This window comes from Leifsonia sp. HAY1-4F, assembly GCF_056755275.1.
Genome location: NZ_JBNDHX010000039.1, coordinates 1 through 23,479, shown reverse-complemented (window position 1 = coordinate 23,479; position 23,479 = coordinate 1). Strand labels below are relative to the sequence as shown.

Genomic DNA, 23,479 nt, shown 5'->3' with positions numbered 1-23,479 from the left:
CATGACCACAGGCTCCACACCTCCCGGCTCCCCCTCTTCAGCAGACGACGCACTCTCTCGCGTCCGCGCCCTCGTCGGACGGCCGGACGCGGAGTTCCACGACGGCCAGCTCCAGGCCGTCACCGCGCTCGTCGAGGATCACCGCCGGGCTCTGGTGGTGCAACGGACCGGCTGGGGCAAGTCCGCGGTCTACTTCGTGGCGACGATGCTGCTCCGGGCCCAGGGAGCCGGGCCAACCATCCTCGTCTCTCCGCTCCTCGCCCTGATGCGCGACCAGGTGGCCGCGGCGGAGCGCGCCGGCGTCCGAGCCGTGACCATCAACTCTGCGAACCGCCACGAATGGGAGGACGTGGCGTTGCGACTGCGGGAGGACACGGTGGATGTTCTCCTGGTGTCCCCGGAACGCCTCAACAACCCCGAGTTCCGCGACACGCAACTGCCTGCACTGGTCGAACGCAGCGGACTCCTGGTGGTCGATGAGGCGCACTGCATCTCGGACTGGGGACACGACTTCCGGCCCGACTACCGGCGGCTGCGCGATCTGATCGCACTCCTCCCCGATGGCGTCCCGGTTCTGGCGACGACCGCGACGGCGAACGAGCGGGTCGTGGCCGACGTGGTCGAGCAGCTCGGGTCCGGGCGAGCGGCCGACGTGCTGACGATCCGCGGCGCGCTCGCCCGTCGCTCCCTCCGGCTCGGCGTCCTCCCTCTGCCGGATGCGACGAGTCGGCTGGCCTGGCTGGCCGGCCACCTCGGCGACCTGCCCGGGAGCGGCATCGTGTACACGCTGACGGTGTCGGCCGCGGAGGACACAGCGCGCGTCCTGCGCCTCGCCGGCCACGAGGCGCACGCGTACACGGGACAGACGGACACAGCCGAACGGGAGGATCTCGAGGGGCGGCTGAAGCGCAACGAGGTGAAGGCTCTGGTCGCGACCAGCGCTCTCGGGATGGGCTTCGACAAGCCGGATCTCGGGTTCGTGGTGCACCTCGGCGCGCCGTCCTCGCCGGTCGCGTACTACCAGCAGGTCGGACGCGCCGGGCGAGCCACCGAGAACGCCGACGTCCTGCTGCTCCCCGGGCCGGAGGACCGCGCGATCTGGCAGTACTTCGCAACCGCGTCGATGCCGTCCCGCGAGAAGGCCGCTTCGGTGCTGGAGGCGCTGGGATCCGAGCCGCTGTCGACGTGCGCTCTCGAGAGCAGGGTCGACCTGCGGGCATCCACCCTCGAGCTGCTGCTGAAGGTGCTCGACGTCGACGGTGCTGTCCGCCGCGTCAGCGGGGGCTGGGTGGCGACCGGCTCGCCCTGGCAGTACGACGAGGAGCGCTACGCGCGCATCGCGGCCGCCCGCGAAGCAGAGCAGCGTTCGATGCTCGAGTACGAGACCACCACCGGATGCCGGATGGAGTTCCTCCAGCGGGCGCTCGACGACCCGGACGCGGGTCCCTGCGGCCGGTGCGACAACTGCGCAGGCGTCTGGTACCCCACTGAGGTGGATGGGCGCGCGGCCGGCGACGTGAGTTCGCTGCTCGATCGGGTCGGCGTCGAGGTGGAACCCCGCAAGCTGTGGCCCACCGGCGCCGACCGGCTCGGCCTGCCCGTCCGTGGCAAGCTCCGCCCCGACCAGCTGCTGCAACCCGGGCGCGTACTCGCTCGGCTCACCGACCTGGGATGGGGCGGACGGCTCCGGGAGCTCCTCGCCGACGACGCGCCCGACCAGCCGGTGCCACCCGCGATCCTCGACGCCTGCGTGCGCGTACTCTCCGACTGGGACTGGAACGCGCGGCCAGGCGCTGTGGCGGCGATGCCGTCCCGGCGGCGGCCGGTCTTCGTGGAATCACTCGCACGCGGCATTGCGAACGTGGGGCGGCTTCCGTTCGCCGGGACCCTGGCCTGGCGAGGCGGGCCCCCGTCCGGAAGTCCCGGCGGGAACAGCGCGTTCCGGCTGGCGTCCGTCTGGGAGCGGTTCTCAACGGACGGACTCGAACTCCCGGCCGGGGTTCCCGTGCTGCTCGTGGACGACCTGATCGACAGCCGCTGGACCGTGACCGTCGCAGGCCAGGAACTGCTGGGAGCGGGCGCGAACGCCGTGCTGCCGTTCGCCGCTGCGCTCCGCAGCTGAGTGTGTCGTGTTCCCGTGGCCGGTAGTGCGGCTAGATGAAGTCGCCTCCGCCGAAGTCGCCTCCGCCGAAGTCGCCACCGCCGCCCCAGTCACCGCCACCGGTCCAGTCGCCACCTCCGGTCCAATCGCCGGCCGAACCGCCGCCAGCGTCCCAGCCGGCCGCATCGACGGAACCGTCCCCGCCCGACGCGCTGTCGGTGCCGGAGCCGGCGTCGCCGCCCTGGTCTCCGTTCTGGTCGGTGGCTTGATTGTCCGCGTTCTGGTCGTTCGCGTTCTGGTCGCTGGCGTTCTGACTGTCCGCGTTCTGGTCGCCGGCGCTGCCGTCCGCCTGCTGGTCTGCCGGGGAGGGAAGGAACGCGCCGACGAGAGCGGACCCGATGACATAGCCGGCCACGCTTCCCAAGAGCGAGCTCGCGAACATGCCGCCGAACCCCATCCCGCCGCCTCCTGCACCCCCGAAGCCCGCGCCGCGACCGCCGCCGAGCGCGCGTTCGAGGGTGCCGGGCTGGCGGAGCTCCGATCGCGTAGCGGCCTGCGCCAGCGAGCGCGGGTCGTCGCCGCGCGGTTGCTCGCCCGCGGGGGCGCTCTCGCTCAGCTGCTGGAAGAGCAGACGCCGCTGCTCCGGAGTCAGCTTCGCGAACGCCTCCTCGTGCACCTGTTCGATCGTCTCGGGAGGAGCGGTGCGCAGCAGATAGCGGTATCGCTCTACGGCGATCTCGTCCTCGCTGCGAGGCGCACCCGGCGTCGCGGACGGGAAGGCTGCGCTCGGGGCGGCCTCGGGCCGCGGGCCGGCGGCGTTCTGCGGCTGCGTGCTGCCCGAGCGCGGGTCTTCGCGTCCGAGAAGGCGGTCCAGGAATCCCATGTCGTCCCCTTCGATCCGTCCCGGCGCGGGCGCGCCGTGACCCCCTCAGCCTACGGAGCCGAGCGTGAGAACCCTCTCAGAGTCGGCCGGGGATCTCCCGAACCGACCAGGCGAAGACTCGGTCAGAGGGTCAGTCCGACCAGCACCGGTTCCGGTTGCAGCAGCACGCCGAACTCCGCCTGGACGCGCGACTGGATGAACGCCGCCAGCTGGGCGACGTCCGTCGCCGTGGCGTTGCCCCGGTTCACGATCGCGAGCGTGTGCTTCGACGAGATGGCGGCCCCTGAACCCGGGAGGGCGAAGCCCCGGCCGATTCCGGCGTGCTCGATGAGCCAGGCCGCGCTGAGCTTCATCGTGTACTCCCCGCCCGCGAGACGCGGCACGTCGACGGGATCCACTCCGCCCGGCGGAATGGTCAGGACGGTATCCGCCTCCAGAGGATCCTGGGGCCAGCGGGGCGCGTTCGCAGGGAGCGATCGGGCGAAGCTCTCCGACACGATCGGATTGGTGAAGAACGATCCCGAACTCACGGAGTCCGGGTCCGCCGGATCGAGCACCATCCCCTTGGAGGATCTCAGAGCGAGCACCGCCCGTCGCAGTTCGGCGACCGGCACGCGGGAGCCTGGCCGAACGCCGAGGGCGTCCGCGAGCTGGGCGTACCCGATGGGCGAGCTCAGCGGGGCTCCGACGTCCCCCGGGACCGTGCTGTCGGTGAGCTCCAAGTCGACCGACAGCACCACCCCACGCCGGTCGCGTTTGAGAACCGACGTGCGGTATCCGAGGCCGAGCTCCGACCGGCTGAGGTACGAGACCTCGCCTGTCACATCGTCGAGGAACTCGATGCCGAGGAGGGCCGACTCGAGCTCCTGGCCGTACGCGCCGATGTTCTGGACGGGAGCCGCCCCGGTCGACCCCGGGATCCCCGACAGCGCCTCCACGCCCGACCAGCCGTGCCGTACCGTGAAGGCGACCACGTCGTCCCAGGGCTCGCCCGCCTCGATCCGCAGGCGGATGCGCCCCGCGGGCGCGTCGAGCCGCTCGATGCCTCGGCTGCGAATGTGGATGACCGTCCCGTCGAAGCCGTCGTCGCTCGCCACCGTGTTGGACCCGCCGCCGAGCAGCAGCCAGTCCTCGGCGGCGTCCCGGGCCTCGAGGACCGCATCCACGAGGGCGGCACGGTCGTCGGCGACCACGAGCCGTTCCGGCACACCGCCGACGCGGATCGTGGTGAGTTCGGCGAGCGCCGGTGTCGCGTCCGTCATGCCAGCCGGACGCGGACCTGCGCCTTGCCGAGCACAGTGTCGCCGCCGAAGGTCGTCGTCAGGTCGATGCGGGCGACGCGCGCCTCCGCATCCAAGTGCCCCACCTTCGCCGAGATGGTCACGGTGGCGCCCTCCGTGGGGTCCACGACCACGGGACGGGTGAACCGCACCTGGTAGTCCTCGACTCGACCGGGGTCGCCGGCCCAGTCGACGACCGGTTGCACAGCGAGGCCCATGGTCAGCATCCCGTGGGCGATGACGCCGGGCAGCCCGACCGAGGTGGCGACGTCGTCGCGGTAGTGGATGGGGTTGAAGTCGCCGGACGCGCCCGCGTAGCGGACCAGGGAGCCGCGGCTCAGGTCCACGGTGCGCTCGGCGACAATGTCACCGACGGTCAACGTGTCGAAGGCGGGGGCGGGAGCGGGCATCACTCGTCTCCTCGGACGACCAGGGTGGAGGTGGCGGTCACGACGTGCGCGCCGTCCGCGTCGACGATGGTGGACTCGGCGGTCACCATCGAGTGCGGGCCGAGCGACTTGACCGAGGTGACGCGGAGCGTCGCCGTCAACTCGTCACCGGCGACGACCGGCCGGGTGAACGTGAATCGCTGGTCCCCGTGCACCACGCGGCTGAAGTCGATCCCGGCGTCCGGCTCTGCGAGCAACTGTGCGAGAGTCGACTCCTGCACCACTACGGGAAACGTCGGAGGCGCCACCAGGTCGGGGTGACCCGCCGCTCGGGCCGCCTCCACGTCGAAGCTGATCGGCGACGTGGCGAACACGGCGGTGGCGAACTCCCGGATCTTCTCGCGTCCGACGAGGTACGGCCGGGCGGGCGGGAACTCCCGCCCCTGCAGCTCTGGATTCACTGGCACCCGTCGATTCTATCGGCGCGTCCCCGAGGCGCTCGGGACTCGGTGGACAGCACCGGGGAGCGCGCCCGAACGGCAGAAGACCCCGGAGGCCGATGGCCTCCGGGGTCTTCACGCTCGGTGCTAGCGCCTTACTGGCAGCTGTCGCACTGCAGCAAGTCCATGGGGTCGACGGGAACCGAGTAGCCGCCAACGCTGTCGTTTTCGTAGTCCATGATGGCCTCCCCTAGAAGTCGGTGGTCCGCGTTCCCGCGGTGTTCACCCACTATATAACCCGAATGACACGATTGTCATTCCACTACATGTAGTGTTTTGAAGATTTTTTCTCGCTGTCCCCAGATTAGGGGTGACCACCGACACTGTCGGCTCGCACCGACCCTGACATCTCCGTCACGATTGACAGCTCTCGCACGTCATCCGTGCGTTTTTCGCGGTTCTCACGTTGTTGACACCGGTTTCGCTTTTTGGCCTCGGGCGGTGGCCATTCTCATCAACGCGGTCCCATCTCGTTGCGCGCTGGCGTATCACCGACGGCTGTCGGCGTGTCGGATTTGCCGCCCGTCGGCATCGCGAGGCCGGCGCTCGCGTTCGGGTGGAACAAGATCAGGGGCATGATGGGCGAGGCGGCGTGAGCGGTGGCTAGCGATTGCAATCACTCATGCCGGCGCGAAGCGTGCCCCAGTGAGTGTTCGTCCGATGCGCGCCGGTTAGCGGACTCGAGTCTCTCCCAAGATGGTGGCGCCAACGCGACGCTGAACGGCGACCACATGATCTGCCAGATCATGCACTCCATCAATCACGGCAAGTTCGACTACTCGATTTTCTGACAGTCTGCCGACGCGCATGGATGCGTAGTCGTACTCAGCAATCGGTGCGAAGGTGCCGGTGCCTCGAAGTGGCGCTCCAGGGAACAATGTGGAGCCTGTGTTCATCGGGGCCAGGCGAACGCGATCGTGGTGTGCTTCGACAAGGGATCGGGTGTCGATGACGAGAACGTCCTGTTCGTGATTCCGATACTGCTTGGCACCGAGAAGCCTGTTCAACCGATTCTCGTGCAGCCAGAAGAAGACCCGGTTGTTCAAGGTGACCAGCCACTCTTCGACTGTCATGTCGATCAGCACCTCGTTCAGGAAGACCATTTTGAGGGGCATCTGGTCGCGAACGCTCACTACGCCAAGATCGGGATGGTCGATCACGACCGATCGCGGCCGGCGGCGGGTGAGCAACTCTTCGACGACATCCGGATGTAGGCCTGCGGATGTGGTTATCTGCTCCGTGGTCCAGAGGCCATTCGTCTTGATGGAGTCCCAACTCCCGGCAGTTGCCATGTGGTAGAGCCTGGGGTACTCAGCAATCAACTGATCTACATCCATTTGTCACCATTCTCGACGGTCGATCACGCTGCGCCGATCGAACCGAGTTCCGATAAGGGTGACGGGAGCGGCGGCGACACGTTCAACTTCCTCGATGAAGTTCACGGTTTCTATGCTGAGCTGCTCGAAGCGCCGCGCACGTTCATTCTCTTTACTGATGTAGTCAGTGAAGGTCAGTGCGATGTCGGTCGCTCCGTTCAGTTCCGACGCCCTCTTCAGCTGCTCCCAATCGAACTCGCCGACACGTCGCTGCGTGTGGGAGACGGAACCCTTCTCTGTCTTGATCAGGTCCTCAACGTCATGTCCTGACCGGTCGGCAATTTCCTGCCATTCGAGCTCCTGCGACATTCGACCGGATTCGCCCCGGATGGGGTTACCCACTCGGATTGGGTAAGTACGAATCACCATGATGACCCGTCGGAGTCGGTGCGGACCGATCCCCGCTTCCGCAAGAGTGGCGCCCACGGTCGTGTCGCGACTTGTGACGTGCGGATAGTGCCCATGGTAGATGCTGAGCCCGGTACCTTGGGTGCCCTCCAGAAGGATCTTCTTCCCCTGGCGCAGGGTCTCTTCGATGACGTCTCGTGCCGGACGGATGTACGGCTGGAGCTCGACGACATCTTTCGCCAGACGGACAGGTGGAGCGATGGTTCCCGAACGGCCCATGATTCGCCGCGCAGCCGCGGATCCGCCGCCTTTACCAGTCGAGCCGATCGTCTTCTTGAGTTCGCCTTCCGCTTCCTTGTCGAACTCCTCGATGATCATTGCTTGCGGGTCGATGAACAGCCGACCGACTTCGACGTTGCATTCAGCAATTTCGTTGAGGAGAACTTCGACATCCAGTGTGGCGCCCGGGCCGATGAGCAAAGTCGCGGTCTCGTTTGCCAGCGTGCCGGATGGAAGAAGGCGATGCACGAACGAGCCGGCTATCGGCACTTTGTGACCGGCGTTCGGTCCGCCAACTCGGACGAGTAGGTCGTACTCGGGAGCGAGGAAGAATGCGATGTTGCCTTTGCCCTCGCTCCCGTATTGTCCGCCAACCAAGACATCGACTAGCCGAGCGCTTCGGGGCGTCCCAAGCCGGAGGGCAGCAGCGGCGCGCGTCTCGACGTCGTCCTCCGAACACCGGTTTGTGTTGATCGAAATGTCAGCGTCCGCGCTCAACTCGTGAGTCCGCCGCTCGGTTTCGTTCTGCGCTACCTCTCCGTAGTTTTCTAGCTCTCGGATGTGGCTCGATTCTCGTCGCCCTTCGTAGCGAGTCGCGAGCTCATCGTCGGGGGCCCACAAGTGAATGTGGGTGACGCGAGATGGGAAAGCCTCACGAAGATGGTCGATCTGCGGAAGGATTCGGATCGCATCGACAACGATGAGCGCGCTTCGTATTTCGCCTTCTGCGATGCGAAGCGCTACGCCATCAGCGACCCACCGACCACCAGTGTCTCGATCGAGGAAGTCGCCATAGTCCTGAAGCGCGCGTCGCTCATCAGGAAGAACTTCGCTTCTTCTGGCGGCTTCCTCGGCGAGTAGCTCCTGCGTGCGGACGTGGGTCGCTCCGAAATGCTCGACCAGCCGCTGCGCGAGCGTGCTCTTGCCAGATCCGACGGGTCCGCTGATAACGACGATGCGAGGCTGGAGGGTTTCCGTTTCAGCTTCGAGCGTCATGGTGTTCGGGGCCTTTCGCACGCAGGGTGTGAACAATGACGTCTACATCGCGAGCTGTCAGCGTCTTCCTGATGATTGTTTCAATGATGTCCCATCGCCCTCCGGCTTGACCGGCACCAATCCGGGGCACATGCACCTTCGCACCTTCACGGCCCGCGATCTCCGCGACTTGAGTCAACCCCTGTTCGAGAGCGTCATATCGGAGACGGGTGGCCTTCCCAGGGCCGTAACCTTCTTGCGCCACGATGCTGGCGATTCCAACCTGGCCTCCGCTGTCTTGACGCTGCACGAAATGGACGTTTCCTAACGTGAGATTGGAGGCGTCGGCAATCGTCCACGCTCGGTAGGCGCCCGGGAAATCAGGGTATGCGCGCGCCAATGCTGCGGCGGCGCCGTACCGGGACCAGCTCCTGGTCGAGTCAGCGACGACGTGGGCGAAAATGATCGGCGAGCGCGTGTCGAGTTCGGTGAGCAGGTCCCCCGTCACGTAGCTCAGGTGTGGGTCGGCGTTTGCGGGGGCGGCCAGCTCAATCAGCGTCATTGCCCGCGGTCGGGACGATCCCGGGAACGGGGGTGTTCCAACGGTTTGGGCTTCGAGGGTCCGATCGCCTACACGGATCTTGTGATGCAAGGTTTGTCCGACGGCGCTGGGCCGGCGAAATTGGCTCGCTTCTAGGAGGTCACCGTGAGCGAGTGCGTTCATCACTGGGGACAACTTGATGCTCCGCGAAGTGAGCAGGTAGTCCACTCGTGAGCCTTCGGCTCTGGCGGACGTCACAAGCAGGGCAAGCGGGCGTGGCGACGCTTCAACTAGTCGGCGTAGGAGCGCTTCGGTTGACACGTCCCACCTGCGTCGAGTCTCCATGATGAAGTCGATGTCGGTTTCTACGTTGACGAGCGGTCGTACGGCGTCTTCCGGGAGTAGTAGCTCGGCCGCGATGATGTTGCAGACCAACTCAACTTCCCAGTTGTCATCCGCGGCGGGTACCGCCCCCAGTTCAGTTCTATAGCGCGGCTTGCGAGCCATGTCCGGGAATCTCGTATGAGCTAGCTCGTGGGCGAGGCTGAACCGAAGTCGGCCGCGCGGACGGGAGGGGTTGTACTCGATAATCGTTTCCCCGTCGATGTTCACAGTTCTGGCATCGGTAAGGGAGTCGGTGGGACGAAGTCGCGCGCCTAACGCGGCAGCCAGTCGGGCAACGTCGAGCGGTGGGCCTTCCAGCCCTAACGAGGCTGCGGCCTGCAGGAGGTCTTCTGCGACGCTGCGTGCGCGTTCAATCGGATCGGCGCCATCTGCGAACGCTAGAACGGAGCTGTTCGTCCATTGCTGACCCATGCGTACAGGTTAGACGGCAGGTGAGACATGAAGCACCCTGTCACGCGCCCCTTGTTGTGGGGTTGAAAGGTAGCGGTGGCTGATCCCGCAGCACACGCTCCAGGTCCGGCTTCGTGAAGGTTCTCGGCTTCAGCACCTTGCCGTCTTCACGCAGTAGCGGTTTGCCGTCAGGGCCGAGCTTGCTCATGTTGGACCGGTGGATCTCTGCGATCACCGCGTCGAGGTCTATGCCGTAACTGAGTGCGGTTCCGTAGAGCACGTAGGCAATGTCGCCAAGCGCGTCGGCGATGGCCACGAGATTGCCGTCAGCGACTGCTTCTTTGAACTCGGCGACCTCCTCCTCCAAGAGATTCACTCGTAGCGCCGCCAGACTGCCTGGGATTTGACCCTGCGGGACGACGTGGAGGGGCAGCTCGAACGCCGTGTGAAACTCTCCGACCGCAAGCATCGCATCGGACAGTACGGGCTGAATCCAGAGGTGCCTCTTGGGCTGCGGATCGCGTTTGCGCCGTGGCTGTGAGGCTTTGACCCGGGAGGGTGTCGGCAGGCCCAAGTCAAACTCGACCGTTTCTGTGCGAGCGAGATCTGCGGACATGTTCCAATCATGACATGCGCTCTTGACCGATTCCGGCGTGTCGGAACGATGGTTCTCATGCCTAACCTATGCGCGGAAATAGTTGCTGCTGGACGCTAGATCAGTTCGAGGTATCAGTTTTTCCCGCCTCATCCACGACTCGGGCGCCAGGGAATGACTGAGACCGCTCGCAGTCCGCCCTTCGGCCGAGTCCGAGGCGGTAAATGCTCGTCTTGCGCGACCGCTTCCCGTTGCCCCGCCTCGGGGTCGTCTCGGTCATCGCAGGCCCGGCTTGGAACGCGTGCGCCCACTACGTGCCGGCCTGGAGCGCTACTTGAACGAGCCAGCGGATAGGACGAGGGCGTAGGGAGCGACAAGGAGGCTGAGAAGCCTGAACATGCGTGCCCCGTCACTGGGCCTGCCCGGGCGAGGAACACGGGCGCTTGTGACAGCAACGACTCCCGTGAGCCCTTCGGGCGTTCGTATGACCAATAAGCTGCATATATGGGGGAGTCACTGCTCACGTACGACGCTGCGCTGGCCTGGGTAGATCAAACCACGGCGAAATCCCGGACGCTCCTGCTGGGCAACGGTTTCAGCGTCGCCTACGACGCGTCGCGATTCACTTACCGGGCGTTGCGCGAAACCGCGAGCAACCTTGGTTACATCGGCGGCTTTGCCGACAAGTTCTTTAACTCGCTCAACACCTACGATTTTGAGCTTGTAATCCGGCAGCTGTTGGCAGCCGCTAACGCCTTGGAAGTGTTGGATGAGGCCGCCCACGCAAACGAGATCGCGCAGCTTCGCGCGCAGGCGGCTGACTTGAAAGATGGTCTTGCGCGCACGCTCGCGGGTCTGCACCCAGAACGCCCAGGAGACATTAGCGACGCCGCGTACGCACGGGTGCGTGCGTTCATTGAGCCCTTCGGCCGCATCTACTCCGCCAACTACGACCTGCTTCTCTACTGGACGACGATGCACGACGACGCCGGGAAGGGAAGTCACTTCACAACTGCCGACGACGGCTTCCGCAACCCGGACGACCCGACCGCGGAATACGTGGTGTGGAACTATCTGGACCCGCACGCCCAGACGATCTACTACCTCCACGGAGCTCTGCACCTGTACCGGGACATTGACAACGGTGAGCTACAAAAACTGACGTGGGTACGCACCGGCGAACCGCTCATCGAGCAGATTCGACGTCAGCTAGCTGCAGACCGATTCCCTCTGATCGTTGCAGAAGGTAGCAGTAACGAGAAACTCGCGCGGATACAGACCAGCGACTACTTGGCGCGCGGGCTTCGATCGCTCGCCGCGATCGGCGGCAGTATGGTCGTCTTTGGCTTGTCAATGAGCGCCAACGACGCCCATATTCTCAAGGCGGTCGCCGCGTCGAAGGTCAGCAGGCTCGCTGTCTCCGTGTACGGAGACCCCCACTCGGATGCGAACCGCGGACTGATCGACGCTGCCCTTCACCTCAAGTCCAAGCGCGCCGCCGGGCACGCGAAGATCCCGCTCGAAGTGCAGTTCTTCGACGCCACAACGGTTCCGCTCTGGAAAATCTAAGGGCACCGGCAAGCACACGTGGAGATGCGCTAGCGCGGGGCACAATAGCTCCGTATCGCCTCATTCCGGGCAAGTCGCGGGGTCGCCCAGAATGCCCTGTATCCCTAGAGAATCGCGTGGACCCTCGAGAAAGAGCAGTTCTGATCGGTTGTTCCTTCGTCGAAGCGCGGCATCGTCGATTGGTTTCATCTTTTCTGCGAGTACCGCGCGCATGTACATGCTTGGGAACCCAGTGTTTTCCTGGTGTCAACAGCGTGAGAGATGTCATTTGAGCTGAGGGCTGTCACGACATAAGTGGTCACGGAACCAGGGGCTGCGTGCCCAGGACGGTGGCAAGCGCGAGGCGTTCCGCATCCTCGCCCCGGCTCGGCGGTGTAGACGAAGCTGACCGAGGTGCACCCGGTCGCGCAGGACCGCGCGCGGGAGAAGCGCCTCTGGGAGGCGACCGCCGAGCTGTTGAGCAGGGTGCGGGGGTTACAGGATGCGTCGCGCTGAGCCCGCCGAGCGGGGCCGGCGTCCGCGCGAACGCCGCCCCGCACATCCCCGGTTCTCGGCGCATGCTCTCGCTTCACTACGCTTTTTGACGTCCGGGTCGCCCTCGCACCCCGTCTCAGGGCACGATCTGTGCATGAGCTTCGCACCGGCACGCCCCTTGGAGCAGCTCTATGCCACCCGGTCGAGCATCAAGTGGCGCCGCTACCCTGCGGATGTGCTGCCCGTCTTCGTCGCCGAGATGGACTTCGACGTCGAGCCGGCCATCCTGGAACGGGTCGCGCAGACCCTGCAGCATTCGGACACCGGATATCTGGACTCCGCCGGGCCGCTCGCCCCCGCCTTCGCGAACTTCGCCCGGGCGTCGTGGGGCTGGGAGGTCGACCCCGCCGACGTCCATCTGGCCACGGATGTGACGGTCGGCGTCGTGGAGGCGCTGCGGCTGGCGCTGCCTGCGGAGGGCGGCCGCGTGGTCTTGACGCCGCCGGTGTATCCGCCGTTCTTCGAGATGGTGGAGGAAGCGGACGCGGTCGCGGTCACCGTTCCGCTGCTGGAGGACCACGACTGGAGTCTCGACCTGGCCGGCATCGAAGCTGCCTTCTCCGCGGGCGCCGATGCGATGCTGCTCTGCAACCCGCAGAATCCGACCGGTCGATGTCACAGCAGCGAGACCCTCCAGGCTCTCGCCTCCCTCTCCGCCCGTTACGGCGTCTTCGTCGTCAGTGACGAGGTGCACGCGCCCCTCGCCCATCCGGGCACCCGCTTCCTCCCCTTCGCCCCGATCGCCCGTGAGGCCGGCTGCCGCGCCGTGACCGTCACCTCTGCGAGCAAGGCGTGGAACCTCGCCGCCCTGAAGTGCGCGGTCATCGTGGCGGCCGATGAGTGGTCGGCATCCCTCCTCACCGCGCTGCCGCAGGAGCTGGCCGCGCGCACGAGCATCCTCGGGCTCCACGCCAACGTCGCCGCCCTCTCCTGCGTCGGCTGGCGGGACGACCTGGTCGGGCTGCTGGTGGAGAACTACCGCCTGCTCGAGGCGGAGCTCGCCGCCCATGCTCCTGCCGTGCGGCCCGTCCGGCCGGACGCCGGGTACCTGGCCTGGCTGGACTTCCGCGATGCCGGTCTGGGCGACGATCCCGCGGCCGTGCTCATCGAGGAGGGCCGCGTCGCCCTCAACTCCGGTCTCGCGTTCGGGGAGCCCGGCCGGGGCTTCGCCCGCATCAACCTGGCCTGCAACCCGTCGACCGTCATCGAGGCCGTGCGGCGGATCGCCACCACCGTCTCAGCGCGCTCCACGGCCGCGCTCGCCGGCTGACGGAGTAGCCCGCAGCGCCTGCATCTGACCGGTCAGCCGGCCGCGACCAGTCCGCGCTCGAGATCGGCGATGATGTCGCGCGCGCTCTCGATCCCGATCGACAACCGGATGAGGCCGGGCGTGATCCCCGCCTCCGCCTGCTCCTCCGGGCTGAGTTTGGCGTGGATGGTGCTGCCCAGGTGGATGGCGAGGGTGCGGACGTCGCCGATGTGCGTCATGGGCGAGATCAGCCGCAGGGAGTCGATGAAGCGGCGTGCCGCATCCCTCCCCCCGGCCAGGTCGATCGACACGATCGAGCCGGCGCCGGCCGGCAGGTACCGCTGCGCGCGCTCGTAGTACGGGTTCGACGGCAGGCCTGGGTAGAACACCTGCGCGACCTCCGGCCGGCCCTCCAGCCACTCCGCGATCGCCTGAGCGTTCGCGATGTGCCGGTCCATCCGGACCGACAGCGTCTCGATGCCGTGCAGCAGCAGGAAGGTGCTGGTCGGCGGGATGGTCGGGCCGTACTCGAGGACGATGACCGCGCGGACGTACGCCAGGTACGCGCCGCTCCCGAACCGCTCCACGAACGACGGGACGCCCGGCCGCGGCTGTCGGGCCAGCTGCGGGAAGCGCTCCGCCTGGGCAGCCCAGTCGAACCGGCCCGCATCCACGATCGCGCCGCCGATCACCGAGGCGTGACCGGAGAGCCACTTGGAGGTCGAATGGATGACGATGTCGGCGCCGTCCTCGATCGGTCGCCAGAGATAGGGAGTCGGGACGGTGTTGTCGACCACCAGGGGCACACCTGCCGCATGCGCCAGCCCGGCGATCCGGGCGATGTCGACGACCTGGCCGAGCGGATTCGGCAGGGTCTCGGTGTACACCGCCTTCGTCTGCGGCCGGAATCGCGCCGCCCACTCCTCGTCGCTCGCATCGTCGGGCACGTACTCGAAGTCGATCCCCTGCCGCTTCAGTACCCCGCTGAACATCTCGCGCGTGCCCTCGTAGAGCGACCGCGTGGCGAGGATGTGGTCGCCCGCACCGGCGAGCGCCGTGATCGCCGTCGCGATGGCGGCCTGCCCGCTGGCGACCACGATGCCGTCGACCCCGCCCTCGAGATCGGCGATCCGACGGCCCGCGACGGCGTTCGTCGGGTTCTCGTTCCGGGAGTACGCCCGGTACGCACTGCGGCCGGCGAACCGCTCCTCACCGTCGTCGAAGCTGTCGAAGACGTAGGCGGCCGTCTGGTAGATCGGCGTCACCCGCGCCTTCGTCTGGGCGTCGACCACGGCTCCCGCGTGGATCTGACGTGTCTCGAAGTCCAGTGGGCGATCCTCATCGGGCATGCCCGCCACCCTAGTGATCCGTGCCGTCGCCGCCAAAAGCCTGCGTCACCGAGTGTCACAGGAGCTCTCGCCTCCCGTGTGGAACCGGGTCAGCGCGGCGATCCGGCGGGCCGCCGGGCGGCGGTGATGCTCCGGCGACGCGGCGGGACTGCGGCCATCGCGTCGGCGTCGTCTCCGGCAGGCGACTAGATTGCTGTCGGTGACCACCGAAACACCCGTGCTCCTCGGCCCGAACCAGCCGCTCGACCGGCCCTACCGGGGTGGGGCGGGAATCGCCCGCTTCCGCGGCACCCCGCAGCCGAGCCCGTTCACCCCCGAGGACTTCGTGGGGTCGACGACGGAGGTGTTCGCCGGCGGCGGCGTAGGGCTCACCGTGCTGCCGGACGGCCGGACCCTCCGTGACGCCGTGGAGGCGGATCCGGTGTCGTTCCTCGGCCCCCGGCACGTGGAGCGCTTCGGCGCCCGCACCATGCTGCTGGTCAAGCTGCTGGACACGGCCGAGCGGCTGTTCGTCCACTACCACCCCGATGACGCGTTCGCCGCTCGCCACCTGGGCAGCCCGCTCGGCAAGACGGAGGCCTGGGCGGTCATCGAGGCGGAGCCGGATGCCTACGCCGCGCTCGGATTCCGGCGCCCGGTCGCCTCCACCGAGGTCGAAGCGTGGTGGGCCGGGCAGGATGCGGACGCGATGCTCGCGGCGATGAACCGGGTGCCGCTCGCGGCGGGCGACACTCTCCTGGTTCCGGCGGGGCTGGCGCACGCGATCGGTCCGGGCGTGACGCTCGTCGAACTTCAGCAGCCGACCGACCTCTCGATCCTGCTCGAGCGGCGATCGCTGCCCGAGAGGGATGCGCTGCTCGGCCTGGACCTCTCCACCGCGATCGGCGGCCTGGTCCGGGAGGTCACGCCCGAGGAGCGCATCCACGCGCTGCGCCAGGGCCGGGACGCCGAGACGCTGTTCCCGGCGGACGCCGATCCGTTCTTCGCCGCGGAACGCCTCCACGTGTCCGGATCGCGCGAGCTGGAGCCGGGCTTCTCGATCCTCGTCGTCCTGGGCGGGACGGGCGCCCTCGAGACCGCCGCCGGCTCGCTTCCGCTCCGGCAGGGATCCACAGTACTCACCGCCCACGGGGACGGTCCTCTCGGCCTCTCCGGCGAGCTCGACGTCATCCGGTGCCGGCCGCCGCAGTGACGTGGCGGGTCCGCACCGGCGCGTGTCGGAGGCCGCGGTTAACTGGAGGGGCCCGAACCGGCGCGTGTCGGAGGCCGCGGTTAACTGGAGGGGCCCGAACCGGCGCGTGTCGGAGGCCGCGGTTGACTGGAGGGGTCCGAACCGGCGCGTGTCGGAGGCCGCGGTTACGCTGAGCCCGTGACGAGGCCATGACCACGCCGTGCGCGCTCTGCGGGTCCCCGGCGCACGCGGGTGCGCCCGTCGCGCTGTGCCTTCCGCACCTCCTGGAGGTGCACGACTGGGTGGCCGGAGAGTTCGGCGTCACGGACGTCCTGCCCTCGCCCTGCGCCTTCTGCGGCTCGCGGCTGGGGGTCCGCTACCCCTCCGGCTGGCTGTGCGCCGTGTGCGAGTGGCGAGTCGGCGACCCTCCCCCGGACGACCCGGCCGCCTCCCGGGTGGATGTCGTCTACTACCTGCGCTTTCAGGACCGCATCAAGATCGGGACGACCGCCAACCCGGTCCAGCGGTTCGCGAGCCTGCCGCACGACGAGGTCCTCGCGTTCGAGCGGGGGGATCGGACCCTCGAGCAGCGGCGCCACGCTGAGTTCGCGCAGCTGCGCATCCCGGGCACCGAATGGTTCGAGACCGATGCGGCGCTGCTCGCCCACGTCGAGCGGCTGCGCGAGGGCGCGCCCGATCCCTGGGCGCTGCTCGCCCGCTGGCGGAGCGAGGCGGCCGCGTTGCGGGGCTGACCCTGGTCGGCCCCGGCCTGCCCTGGTCGGCCCCGGCCTGCCCTGGTCGGCTATCGAAGGAGATCGGGCGTCGAATCTCCTTCGATTGGCAGTACTGAAGGAGATTCGAACGCGATCCGTCCGAATCTCCTTCAGTGTCCAGGGGCCGGCCGCCCGGAGGCGGCCCGGAGGCGGCGAAGGGCCCGGGCCGCAGTGGCCCGGGCCCTCGTGGGCGATCAGGCGACCTCGAGGGTCTCCCGTCCGCGGCCGTGCCCAGCGCCCTCGGCGGCGAGCTCGGCCTCGACCTTCGCTGCGAGCTGGGCCATCTCCTCCGCCTCCTGGAGTGCTGCCTCCCGCAGCGCCGGGTCGCGCAGCATGCTGAGCCGCGACTCCCGCTCGGCAGCACCGGCGGGGACCAGCTCCCGCTCCGCATCCCCGGCGGGGACCAGCTCCAGCGCCTCCGCCTCGACCAGCAGCTCGGCCTCGACGGCGGCCGCGGCCTCCGCCTCGGCTGTGCGGCGCGCCGAGCGCATGATGCCGACGGCGACCAGCGTGACGACACCCGCGGCCAGCGCCAGGATGCCTGCCGTCGCGAAGCCCTCGGTGTAGCCGGACTCGGCCGGCAGCCCGTCGGGGGCGATCGCCCCGGTCACCAGCGCGGTCATCACGGCCGCGCCGACCGCAGAGCCGACGGTGCGCAGGTTGGCGTTCATCCCGCTCGCGATCCCGGTCTGCGTCGCCGGGACGCTCTGCACGACCACACTGGTGATCGCCGCGTAGATGAGGCCGAGCCCGAGGCCGAAGACACCGGACGCCGCCGCCACGGCGAAAAGCGAGCCGTGCAGGAATGCCAGCGAGAGGCTCGCCCCGCCCATGAGGGCGGCGGAGAGGACGATCTGCGACCGGAAACCGATCCAGCGGGCCAGCGGGCCGCTGAGAAATCCGGTCACCGCCATCGTGACGAGCATGGGGAGCATCAGCATCCCGGACTCGGCCACGGAGGCGCCCAGGCCGTACCCGGTGGAGGTCGGTGTCTGCACGAACCGCGGGAAGAACGCGAACACCGCGAACATCGAGGCGCCGATGAAGACGGCGGCCGCATTCATCGACCAGACGCCGGGCTCGCGCATGAGCCGCATGTCGACCAGGGGATGCCGCGAACGGAGTTCGACGAGCACCCAGGAGGCGAGGAGCACGGCCGCGAGGACGAACAGACCGATCACTCCGGGAGACGACCAGCCCAGCTGCGCTCCGGTGCTGAGCGGAAGGAGGAGCGCGACCAGCCAGCCGGAGAGCAGCACGGCAGCCCATGGGTTCACCCCGCCGGCCGCACGCGTCGGCGACTCGGGGATGAAGATGAGCGCGAGCACGGCGGCCGTCACGGTGAGGACGACCGGCAGCAGGAAGAGTCCGCGCCAGCTGAGCGCAGCGGCCAACGGGCCGGCGAGCACGGTGCCCAGGCCGCTGCCGATGGCGATGATCGACGCGATCGCGCCGATCGCCGAGGGGAGGCGGCGGGCCGGGAACTCATCCCGGATGATGCCGAAGGCGAGCGGGAACATGGCGCCGCCGAGGCCTTGGATGACCCGGCCGGCGATGACCACGCCGATGTTCGGGGCGACGGCGGCGATCACGCTGCCGAGAGCCACGGCGAGGAGAGCGAGGACGAGGATGCGGCGCTTGCCGACGATGTCGCCCACGCGGCCGAGCAGCGGGGTGGCGACCGCGGCGGCGATGAGCCACGCGGTCATGGTCCAGGTGACGCCCGCGGTGGTGGTGTGCAGGTCGGATTGGATGACGGGAAGGACAGGGACGACGAGCGACTGCAAGATCGCGAAGGAGCCGACGCTGAGCGCCAGGATGGCGAAGGTCAGGCCCGAGTGGGATCGAGACATTGTCGGGAGGTTTCCGTTTCTCGAGGTGATGATGCCGGATGTGGGCTAGAATTGGAGGGAGGCTCCGTTCGGAGGGTTCCTCCGGTTACGTGCTCACGGTACCGGAGGGTGCCTCCGGTTCGCAAGCCCCATTTCCCGATCCGGTCGACCGGACGGGAGAGCGAGCCGAAAGGACCGTCGCCGTGACCGGCACCGAGACACTCACCTCGAGCGTCGCCCGACCTCAGAGGGCGGATGCGCGACGCAACTTCGAAGCGCTGCTCACGGCCGCGCGAGAGGCGTTCGCGAAGCAGGGTCCCGGCGCTCCGCTGGAGGACATCGCACGCCGGGCAGGAGTCGGGATCGGGACGCTGTACCGCAACTTCCCCACGCGCGACGCTCTCGTCGAGGCCGTCTACATCGACGAGGTGGAAGCCGTGGTCCGCGCGGCCGAGGATGCAGGCTCGCTCGACCCGTGGGAGGCCGTCCTGGCCTGGCTGCGCCGGTTCGTCAGCTACGTCGGCACCAAGCGCGCGCTGATCGAGGGGCTCAACAAGGAGTCGCCCGTCCTCCTCAGCTGCCGCACGTCCCTCTACGACGCGGGGGCGCCCCTGATCGCGCGCGCCCAGGCCGCGGGCGAACTGCGCAAGGATGCGGAGATCGGCGACGTCATCCGCATGGTCTCCGGCATCGCGGGAGTCGCTTTCGACGACGACGAACAGCGCGACCGCGTGATCGCCATGGCGATCGACGGGCTCCGCGCCCGCTGAGGCGCCCGCTCGACCTCGTTCACGCAACCACCCGCTGATCCGGGCGCTCCCTCTACGCTGAGGAGATGGAGCTGGGCGTCTATGCGGTGATCGCTGTGGCGGTCATCGTCGGCGTGGCAGCCTTCGCCCGCAAGCTCGGCGTGGCCGCGCCGATCATCCTCGTCATCGTCGGCGTGATGCTCTCGTTCCTGCCCGGTGTGCCGAAGATCGGGGTGCCGCCGGAGATCATCCTGGATGGGCTCCTCCCGCCGATCCTGTTCGCCGCGGCCATCAGCGTCCCACTCACCGACTTCCGGCGCAATCTGGCGCCCATCGCGGGACTCTCGGTCGTGCTGGTGGTGATCACCGCCTTCGCCGCCGGCTTCATCCTGTTCACGATGCTGCCGCACCTGAGCCTCGCGGCGGCGATCGCCCTCGGCGCGATCATCAGCCCTCCGGATGCCGTCGCGGCGACTTCGATCGGACGCAAGCTCGGCCTGCCGCCGCGCGTCCTCACCGTCCTGGAGGGCGAGGGCCTGGTCAACGACGCGACCGCGCTGGTGCTGCTCCGCACGGCACTGGCCGCCGCACTCGGGACGCTGACAACGCCCTGGGCCGGTGTGGTCGATTTCTTCTCCGCCGTGATCATCGCCTCCGTGGTCGGGCTGGTGGTCGGATTCGTCTCCGTCTGGGTCCGCTCGAAGCTGAGCGATCCCGTCCTCGACACCGCACTCTCCGTCGTCGTGCCGTTCGCCGCCTTCGCGCCGACCGAAGCGCTGCACGGGTCCGGCGTGCTGGCGGTCGTCATCACCGGCCTCTACACCGGGCACGCAGCGCCCAGCCAGTTCAGCGCCCAGGCCAGGATCAGCGACCAGATCAACTGGCGCACCATCCAGTTCCTCCTGGAGAACGGCGTGTTCCTGCTGATCGGACTGGAGCTGCGCACTCTCATCGCGGACGTCGAGAACCCCGAGGTGCTCAGCGTCTGGAACGCCGTCGGCCTCGGCGTCATCGCCGTCCTCTCCCTCATGGTGATCCGGTTCGTGCTGATCGTGCCGCTCATCCTGGGCCTGAAGAGACGCGCGGAGCGCGCCGAGCGCAGCGTCCTCCGCGAGTGGCTGATGATCAGCTACTACCGCGACCATCCGGTGCAGTACCGCTGGCAGGCTCTGCGCAAGCAACGTGCCGAGCGGCGCCACGAGCGGCATCGCAGCGACCTGGAGGAGTACCGCCAGGAGGCGATCGACGGGAAGGGCGGCGTGATCCTGGGATGGGCGGGGATGCGCGGCGTCGTCACGCTCGCGGCCGCGCAGTCGCTGCCGAACAGCATCCCGTACCGCCCGCAGCTGATCCTCATCGCCTTCACGGTCGCGTTCCTCAGCCTGGTGGTGCAGGGAGGGACGCTGCCCTGGCTCATCCGCGCGCTCGGCCTGCAGGGTGCGGATGCTGGCGAGGACCGCCGGCTGCTGGCGCAGCTGCTCGACGACCTGAGCGAGGCGGGACTCGCCGTGCTGGACGATCCGGAGACCGCGGCGGCATCGACCACCCAGATCGACCCGGAGGTCGTGGAGCGCGTGCGGCAGTCCTCGTACCTGCGCGCCGAATCGGCGTGGGAGCGGACGCTGCTGAACGACACCCCGCAGGAGAGCCGTCCGCACCACGTCTACCGGACGCTGCGGCTCGCCGTGGTCGACGCCGAGCGCACCCGGCTGCTTCTCGAGCGCGCCCGCGGGTCGTACCCGTCCCGCGTGCTCACGGAGGCGCAGTCGCTGCTGGACCTCGAGGAGACGCGGCTCCGCTCCCGCTCGCGGTAGGTCGCCCGGATCGGCGTCATGACCGCTCGGCCGGCCCGTCTGTCGTTAATGAGGCCCGCAGGGGGCGGAAAGGAGAGTCATGGAACTCACCGTGATTCGCAGCCAGGACCGACGACGCATGGTGGTCGCTGTCCAAGCCGACAACCAGCACGAAGCGCTGACCACCATCCGCAGGGCCATCGGTCCGGTCACGGTAGCCCTGGAACAGGTGATCGTCCGGACGGGGCGACGCGAGGTCGACCCGCGCCACGCCCGGAGCCGCGACAATTTTTAGCAATTCAAAATAAGTTCGGCTAGGGTCGACCCATGGACGCGGCACGCCTCGAGAGCGCATTGCGCGAGGCCGGCCTCAAGGCGACGCGAGGCCGGCTGGGCGTGCTCGAGGTGGTGACCCACCACCCGCACTCGGACGCGGAGACGGTCTTCCGAACTCTGTTTCCGATGCTGCCGGGGACGTCGATCCAGAATGTGCACAACGTTCTCGGCGACCTCACGGCGGCCGGGTTGCTGCGGCGGATCGAGCCGGCCGGCTCACCTGCGCTCTATGAGCGGCGCGTGGGCGACAACCATCACCACGTGGTCTGCACCGCGTGCGGCGCCGTCGGCGACGTCGACTGCGTCGTGGGTCACGCACCCTGCCTGGATCCCTCGGATGCAGGCGGATTCGCGATCAGTACCGCGGAAGTCACCTTCTGGGGTCTGTGCCCGTCCTGCCAGGCGCGCTCCGAGCGCGCTCACCACGATGAAGGAGAACGATGACGGACGACTACACGACCACCCAGACCGGGAGCCCGGTCGCCAGCGACGCGCACTCGCTCACCGCCGGCCGCGACGGCGTCACCGCACTGCACGACCGCTACCTCGTCGAGAAACTCGCACAGTTCAACCGCGAACGGATCCCCGAGCGCATCGTCCACGCGAAGGGCGGCGGGGCCTTCGGCGAGTTCGTCGTCACCGGCGACGTGAGCGCGTACACGAAGGCTGCGGTGTTCCAGCCGGACACGACCACGCGGACCCTCCAGCGTTTCTCGTCCGTGGCCGGCGAGCAGGGCTCCCCGGACACCTGGCGCGATGTTCGTGGGTTCTCGGTGAAGTTCTACACGACCGAGGGCAACTACGACATCGTCGGGAACAACACGCCGGTCTTCTTCATCCGCGACGGCATCAAGTTCCCCGACTTCATCCACTCGCAGAAGCGTCTTCCCGGTTCCGGGCTCCGTGACGCGGACATGCAGTGGGACTTCTGGACGCTGTCCCCCGAGTCCGCGCACCAGGTGACCTACGTCATGGGCGACCGCGGGCTCCCCCGCTCCTGGCGCACCATGCCCGGCTACGGATCGCACACCTACCAGTGGATCAATGCGGCCGGCGAGCGCTTCTGGGTCAAATACCACTTCCACTCCCTGCAGGGGAACGAGGAGATCGGCGGCGTGGAGGCGCAGCAGCTCGCCGGCGCCGACGCCGACTACTACCGCCGCGACCTCTACGAGGCGATCGAGGCGGGCGACCTCCCGGCCTGGCGGGTGTCCGTCCAGGTCATGCCGTACGAGGACGCCAAGACGTACCGCTTCAACCCGTTCGACCTCACCAAGGTGTGGCCGCACAGCGACTATCCGCTGATCGAGGTCGGCATCCACACCCTCACCGACAATCCGCAGAACTTCTTCGCCGAGATCGAGCAGGCGGCGTTCTCCCCGGCCAACACCGTCCCCGGGATCGACATCAGCCCGGACAAGATGCTGATGGCTCGTGTCTTCTCCTACCCGGACGCCCAGCGCTACCGCGTCGGCACCAACTACAACGAGCTCCCGGTCAACCGTCCGGTCGCTCCGGTCCACAACTACTCGCAGGACGGCGCGGGGCGTCACGGCTTCAAGCCGGCCGATGCGCCGGTGTACGCGCCCAACTCGTTCGGCGGACCGGCCGCTCGGCCGGAGCGTGCAGGCGAGGGCTCCTGGGAGTCGGACGGCGAGCTCGTTCGTTCGGCCGCCACCCTCCACGCCGAGGACGACGACTTCGGCCAGGCCGGGACGCTCTACCGCGAGGTGTACGACGACGCGGCCAAGGCCCGCTTCCTCGAGACCATCGCGGGCGCGGTGGGCGGCGTGACCCGCGAGGACATCCGCGAACGCGCCATCCAGTACTGGACGAATGTGGATGCGTCGCTCGGTCGAGCCCTCCGCGACCGGCTCGAGTCGGGCACCGAGACGCCCGACGAGGCCGCCGAGTACGTCGGCGTCGCCGACTAGCTCCCCGCCCTCCCCGCGCCGACGCAAAGCACCGGCAGAAAGCGCCGACAGAAAGGGAGGTGGCCCCGGGGCCATCCGGCCCGAACACCTTCCCCCTTCTCGCCCCACGGCCTGTTTCTTCGCACCCC

20 protein-coding genes are annotated in these 23,479 nt (G+C 68.1%); 10 read left to right on the top strand and 10 right to left on the bottom strand.

The features are described from left to right. Nucleotide 1 precedes the first annotated feature (1 nt). The gene (locus tag ACPYOG_RS09535; RefSeq protein ID WP_481293999.1) at nt 2–2,122 is read left to right on the top strand and encodes a RecQ family ATP-dependent DNA helicase; all 2,121 of its coding nucleotides are present in this window, start codon (nt 2–4) and stop codon (nt 2,120–2,122) included. A 31-nt stretch (nt 2,123–2,153) separates the two neighbouring features. Here the strand turns inward: ACPYOG_RS09535 and ACPYOG_RS09530 are convergent, their stop codons facing one another. The 8 genes from ACPYOG_RS09530 to ACPYOG_RS09495 form a co-directional block, all read right to left on the bottom strand. Next, a complete protein-coding gene (locus ACPYOG_RS09530) occupies nt 2,154–2,984 on the bottom strand; it encodes a hypothetical protein (RefSeq protein ID WP_481293998.1) in 831 nt (276 codons plus the stop codon). A gap of 122 nt (nt 2,985–3,106) precedes the next feature. Continuing rightward, the gene (locus ACPYOG_RS09525; protein WP_481293997.1) at nt 3,107–4,246 is read right to left on the bottom strand and encodes a UDP-N-acetylmuramate dehydrogenase; all 1,140 of its coding nucleotides are present in this window, start codon (nt 4,244–4,246) and stop codon (nt 3,107–3,109) included. Further along, entirely contained in the window at nt 4,243–4,674 is a 432-nt protein-coding gene (locus ACPYOG_RS09520) for a MaoC/PaaZ C-terminal domain-containing protein (RefSeq protein WP_481293996.1), read from the bottom strand. Before ACPYOG_RS09520 ends, ACPYOG_RS09525 begins: the two co-directional genes overlap by 4 nt. Further along, nucleotides 4,674–5,120, bottom strand: a complete 447-nt coding sequence (locus ACPYOG_RS09515) for a MaoC family dehydratase N-terminal domain-containing protein (RefSeq protein WP_192629536.1) — start codon at nt 5,118–5,120, stop codon at nt 4,674–4,676. The genes ACPYOG_RS09520 and ACPYOG_RS09515 overlap by 1 nt, the downstream gene beginning before the upstream one ends. Before the next feature lie 704 nt (nt 5,121–5,824). Then, the gene (locus tag ACPYOG_RS09510) at nt 5,825–6,490 is read right to left on the bottom strand and encodes a DUF7002 family protein (RefSeq protein ID WP_290472956.1); all 666 of its coding nucleotides are present in this window, start codon (nt 6,488–6,490) and stop codon (nt 5,825–5,827) included. A gap of 3 nt (nt 6,491–6,493) precedes the next feature. Further along, entirely contained in the window at nt 6,494–8,152 is a 1,659-nt protein-coding gene (locus ACPYOG_RS09505; protein ID WP_481293995.1) for an adenylosuccinate synthetase, read from the bottom strand. Next, the gene (locus ACPYOG_RS09500) at nt 8,136–9,488 is read right to left on the bottom strand and encodes an ImmA/IrrE family metallo-endopeptidase (RefSeq protein ID WP_481293994.1); all 1,353 of its coding nucleotides are present in this window, start codon (nt 9,486–9,488) and stop codon (nt 8,136–8,138) included. The genes ACPYOG_RS09505 and ACPYOG_RS09500 overlap by 17 nt, the downstream gene beginning before the upstream one ends. A 40-nt stretch (nt 9,489–9,528) precedes the next feature. Continuing rightward, entirely contained in the window at nt 9,529–10,083 is a 555-nt protein-coding gene (locus tag ACPYOG_RS09495) for a pyrophosphohydrolase domain-containing protein (protein WP_481293993.1), read from the bottom strand. Between the two features lie 483 nt (nt 10,084–10,566). Here ACPYOG_RS09495 and ACPYOG_RS09490 point away from each other — a divergent pair, with 483 nt between their 5' ends. Beyond that, the gene (locus tag ACPYOG_RS09490; RefSeq protein WP_481293992.1) at nt 10,567–11,631 is read left to right on the top strand and encodes a DUF4917 family protein; all 1,065 of its coding nucleotides are present in this window, start codon (nt 10,567–10,569) and stop codon (nt 11,629–11,631) included. A 628-nt stretch (nt 11,632–12,259) separates the two neighbouring features. Continuing rightward, nucleotides 12,260–13,435, top strand: coding sequence for a MalY/PatB family protein (locus ACPYOG_RS09485; protein WP_481293991.1), 1,176 nt, complete (start codon nt 12,260–12,262; stop codon nt 13,433–13,435). 32 nt (nt 13,436–13,467) lie between these two features. On the opposite strand, the gene ACPYOG_RS09480 is transcribed toward ACPYOG_RS09485, so the two are convergent. Continuing rightward, the gene (locus tag ACPYOG_RS09480) at nt 13,468–14,763 is read right to left on the bottom strand and encodes an O-acetylhomoserine aminocarboxypropyltransferase/cysteine synthase family protein (RefSeq protein WP_481293990.1); all 1,296 of its coding nucleotides are present in this window, start codon (nt 14,761–14,763) and stop codon (nt 13,468–13,470) included. 199 nt (nt 14,764–14,962) lie between these two features. Here ACPYOG_RS09480 and ACPYOG_RS09475 point away from each other — a divergent pair, with 199 nt between their 5' ends. After that, nucleotides 14,963–15,955 carry a class I mannose-6-phosphate isomerase gene (locus ACPYOG_RS09475; protein ID WP_481293989.1) on the top strand — a complete coding sequence of 331 codons (993 nt, stop codon included), beginning with the start codon at nt 14,963–14,965 and terminating at the stop codon, nt 15,953–15,955. A 188-nt stretch (nt 15,956–16,143) separates the two neighbouring features. Beyond that, a complete protein-coding gene (locus ACPYOG_RS09470) occupies nt 16,144–16,686 on the top strand; it encodes a GIY-YIG nuclease family protein (protein WP_481293988.1) in 543 nt (180 codons plus the stop codon). 215 nt (nt 16,687–16,901) lie between these two features. Here the strand turns inward: ACPYOG_RS09470 and ACPYOG_RS09465 are convergent, their stop codons facing one another. Continuing rightward, on the bottom strand, nt 16,902–18,560 hold the full coding sequence (locus ACPYOG_RS09465; RefSeq protein WP_481293987.1) for an MFS transporter: 1,659 nt from the start codon (nt 18,558–18,560) through the stop codon (nt 16,902–16,904). A gap of 182 nt (nt 18,561–18,742) precedes the next feature. Between ACPYOG_RS09465 and ACPYOG_RS09460 the strand changes: the two genes are divergently transcribed. From ACPYOG_RS09460 to ACPYOG_RS09440, 5 genes are all read left to right on the top strand, one after another. Further along, nucleotides 18,743–19,309: a TetR/AcrR family transcriptional regulator gene (locus ACPYOG_RS09460; RefSeq protein WP_481293986.1), complete on the top strand. Its 567-nt coding sequence runs from the start codon at nt 18,743–18,745 to the stop codon at nt 19,307–19,309. A 65-nt stretch (nt 19,310–19,374) separates the two neighbouring features. Next, complete coding sequence (locus ACPYOG_RS09455; RefSeq protein WP_481293985.1) at nt 19,375–21,102, top strand: cation:proton antiporter; 1,728 nt, start codon at nt 19,375–19,377, stop codon at nt 21,100–21,102. A gap of 79 nt (nt 21,103–21,181) precedes the next feature. Next, the gene (locus ACPYOG_RS09450) at nt 21,182–21,376 is read left to right on the top strand and encodes a hypothetical protein (RefSeq protein WP_481293984.1); all 195 of its coding nucleotides are present in this window, start codon (nt 21,182–21,184) and stop codon (nt 21,374–21,376) included. Nucleotides 21,377–21,408: 32 nt separating this feature from the next. Continuing rightward, nucleotides 21,409–21,861 (top strand): Fur family transcriptional regulator, encoded by a 453-nt coding sequence (locus ACPYOG_RS09445; RefSeq protein ID WP_481293983.1) that lies wholly within the window; start codon nt 21,409–21,411, stop codon nt 21,859–21,861. Beyond that, nucleotides 21,858–23,351 (top strand): catalase, encoded by a 1,494-nt coding sequence (locus ACPYOG_RS09440; RefSeq protein WP_481293982.1) that lies wholly within the window; start codon nt 21,858–21,860, stop codon nt 23,349–23,351. Before ACPYOG_RS09445 ends, ACPYOG_RS09440 begins: the two co-directional genes overlap by 4 nt. Nucleotides 23,352–23,479: the final 128 nt, after the last annotated feature.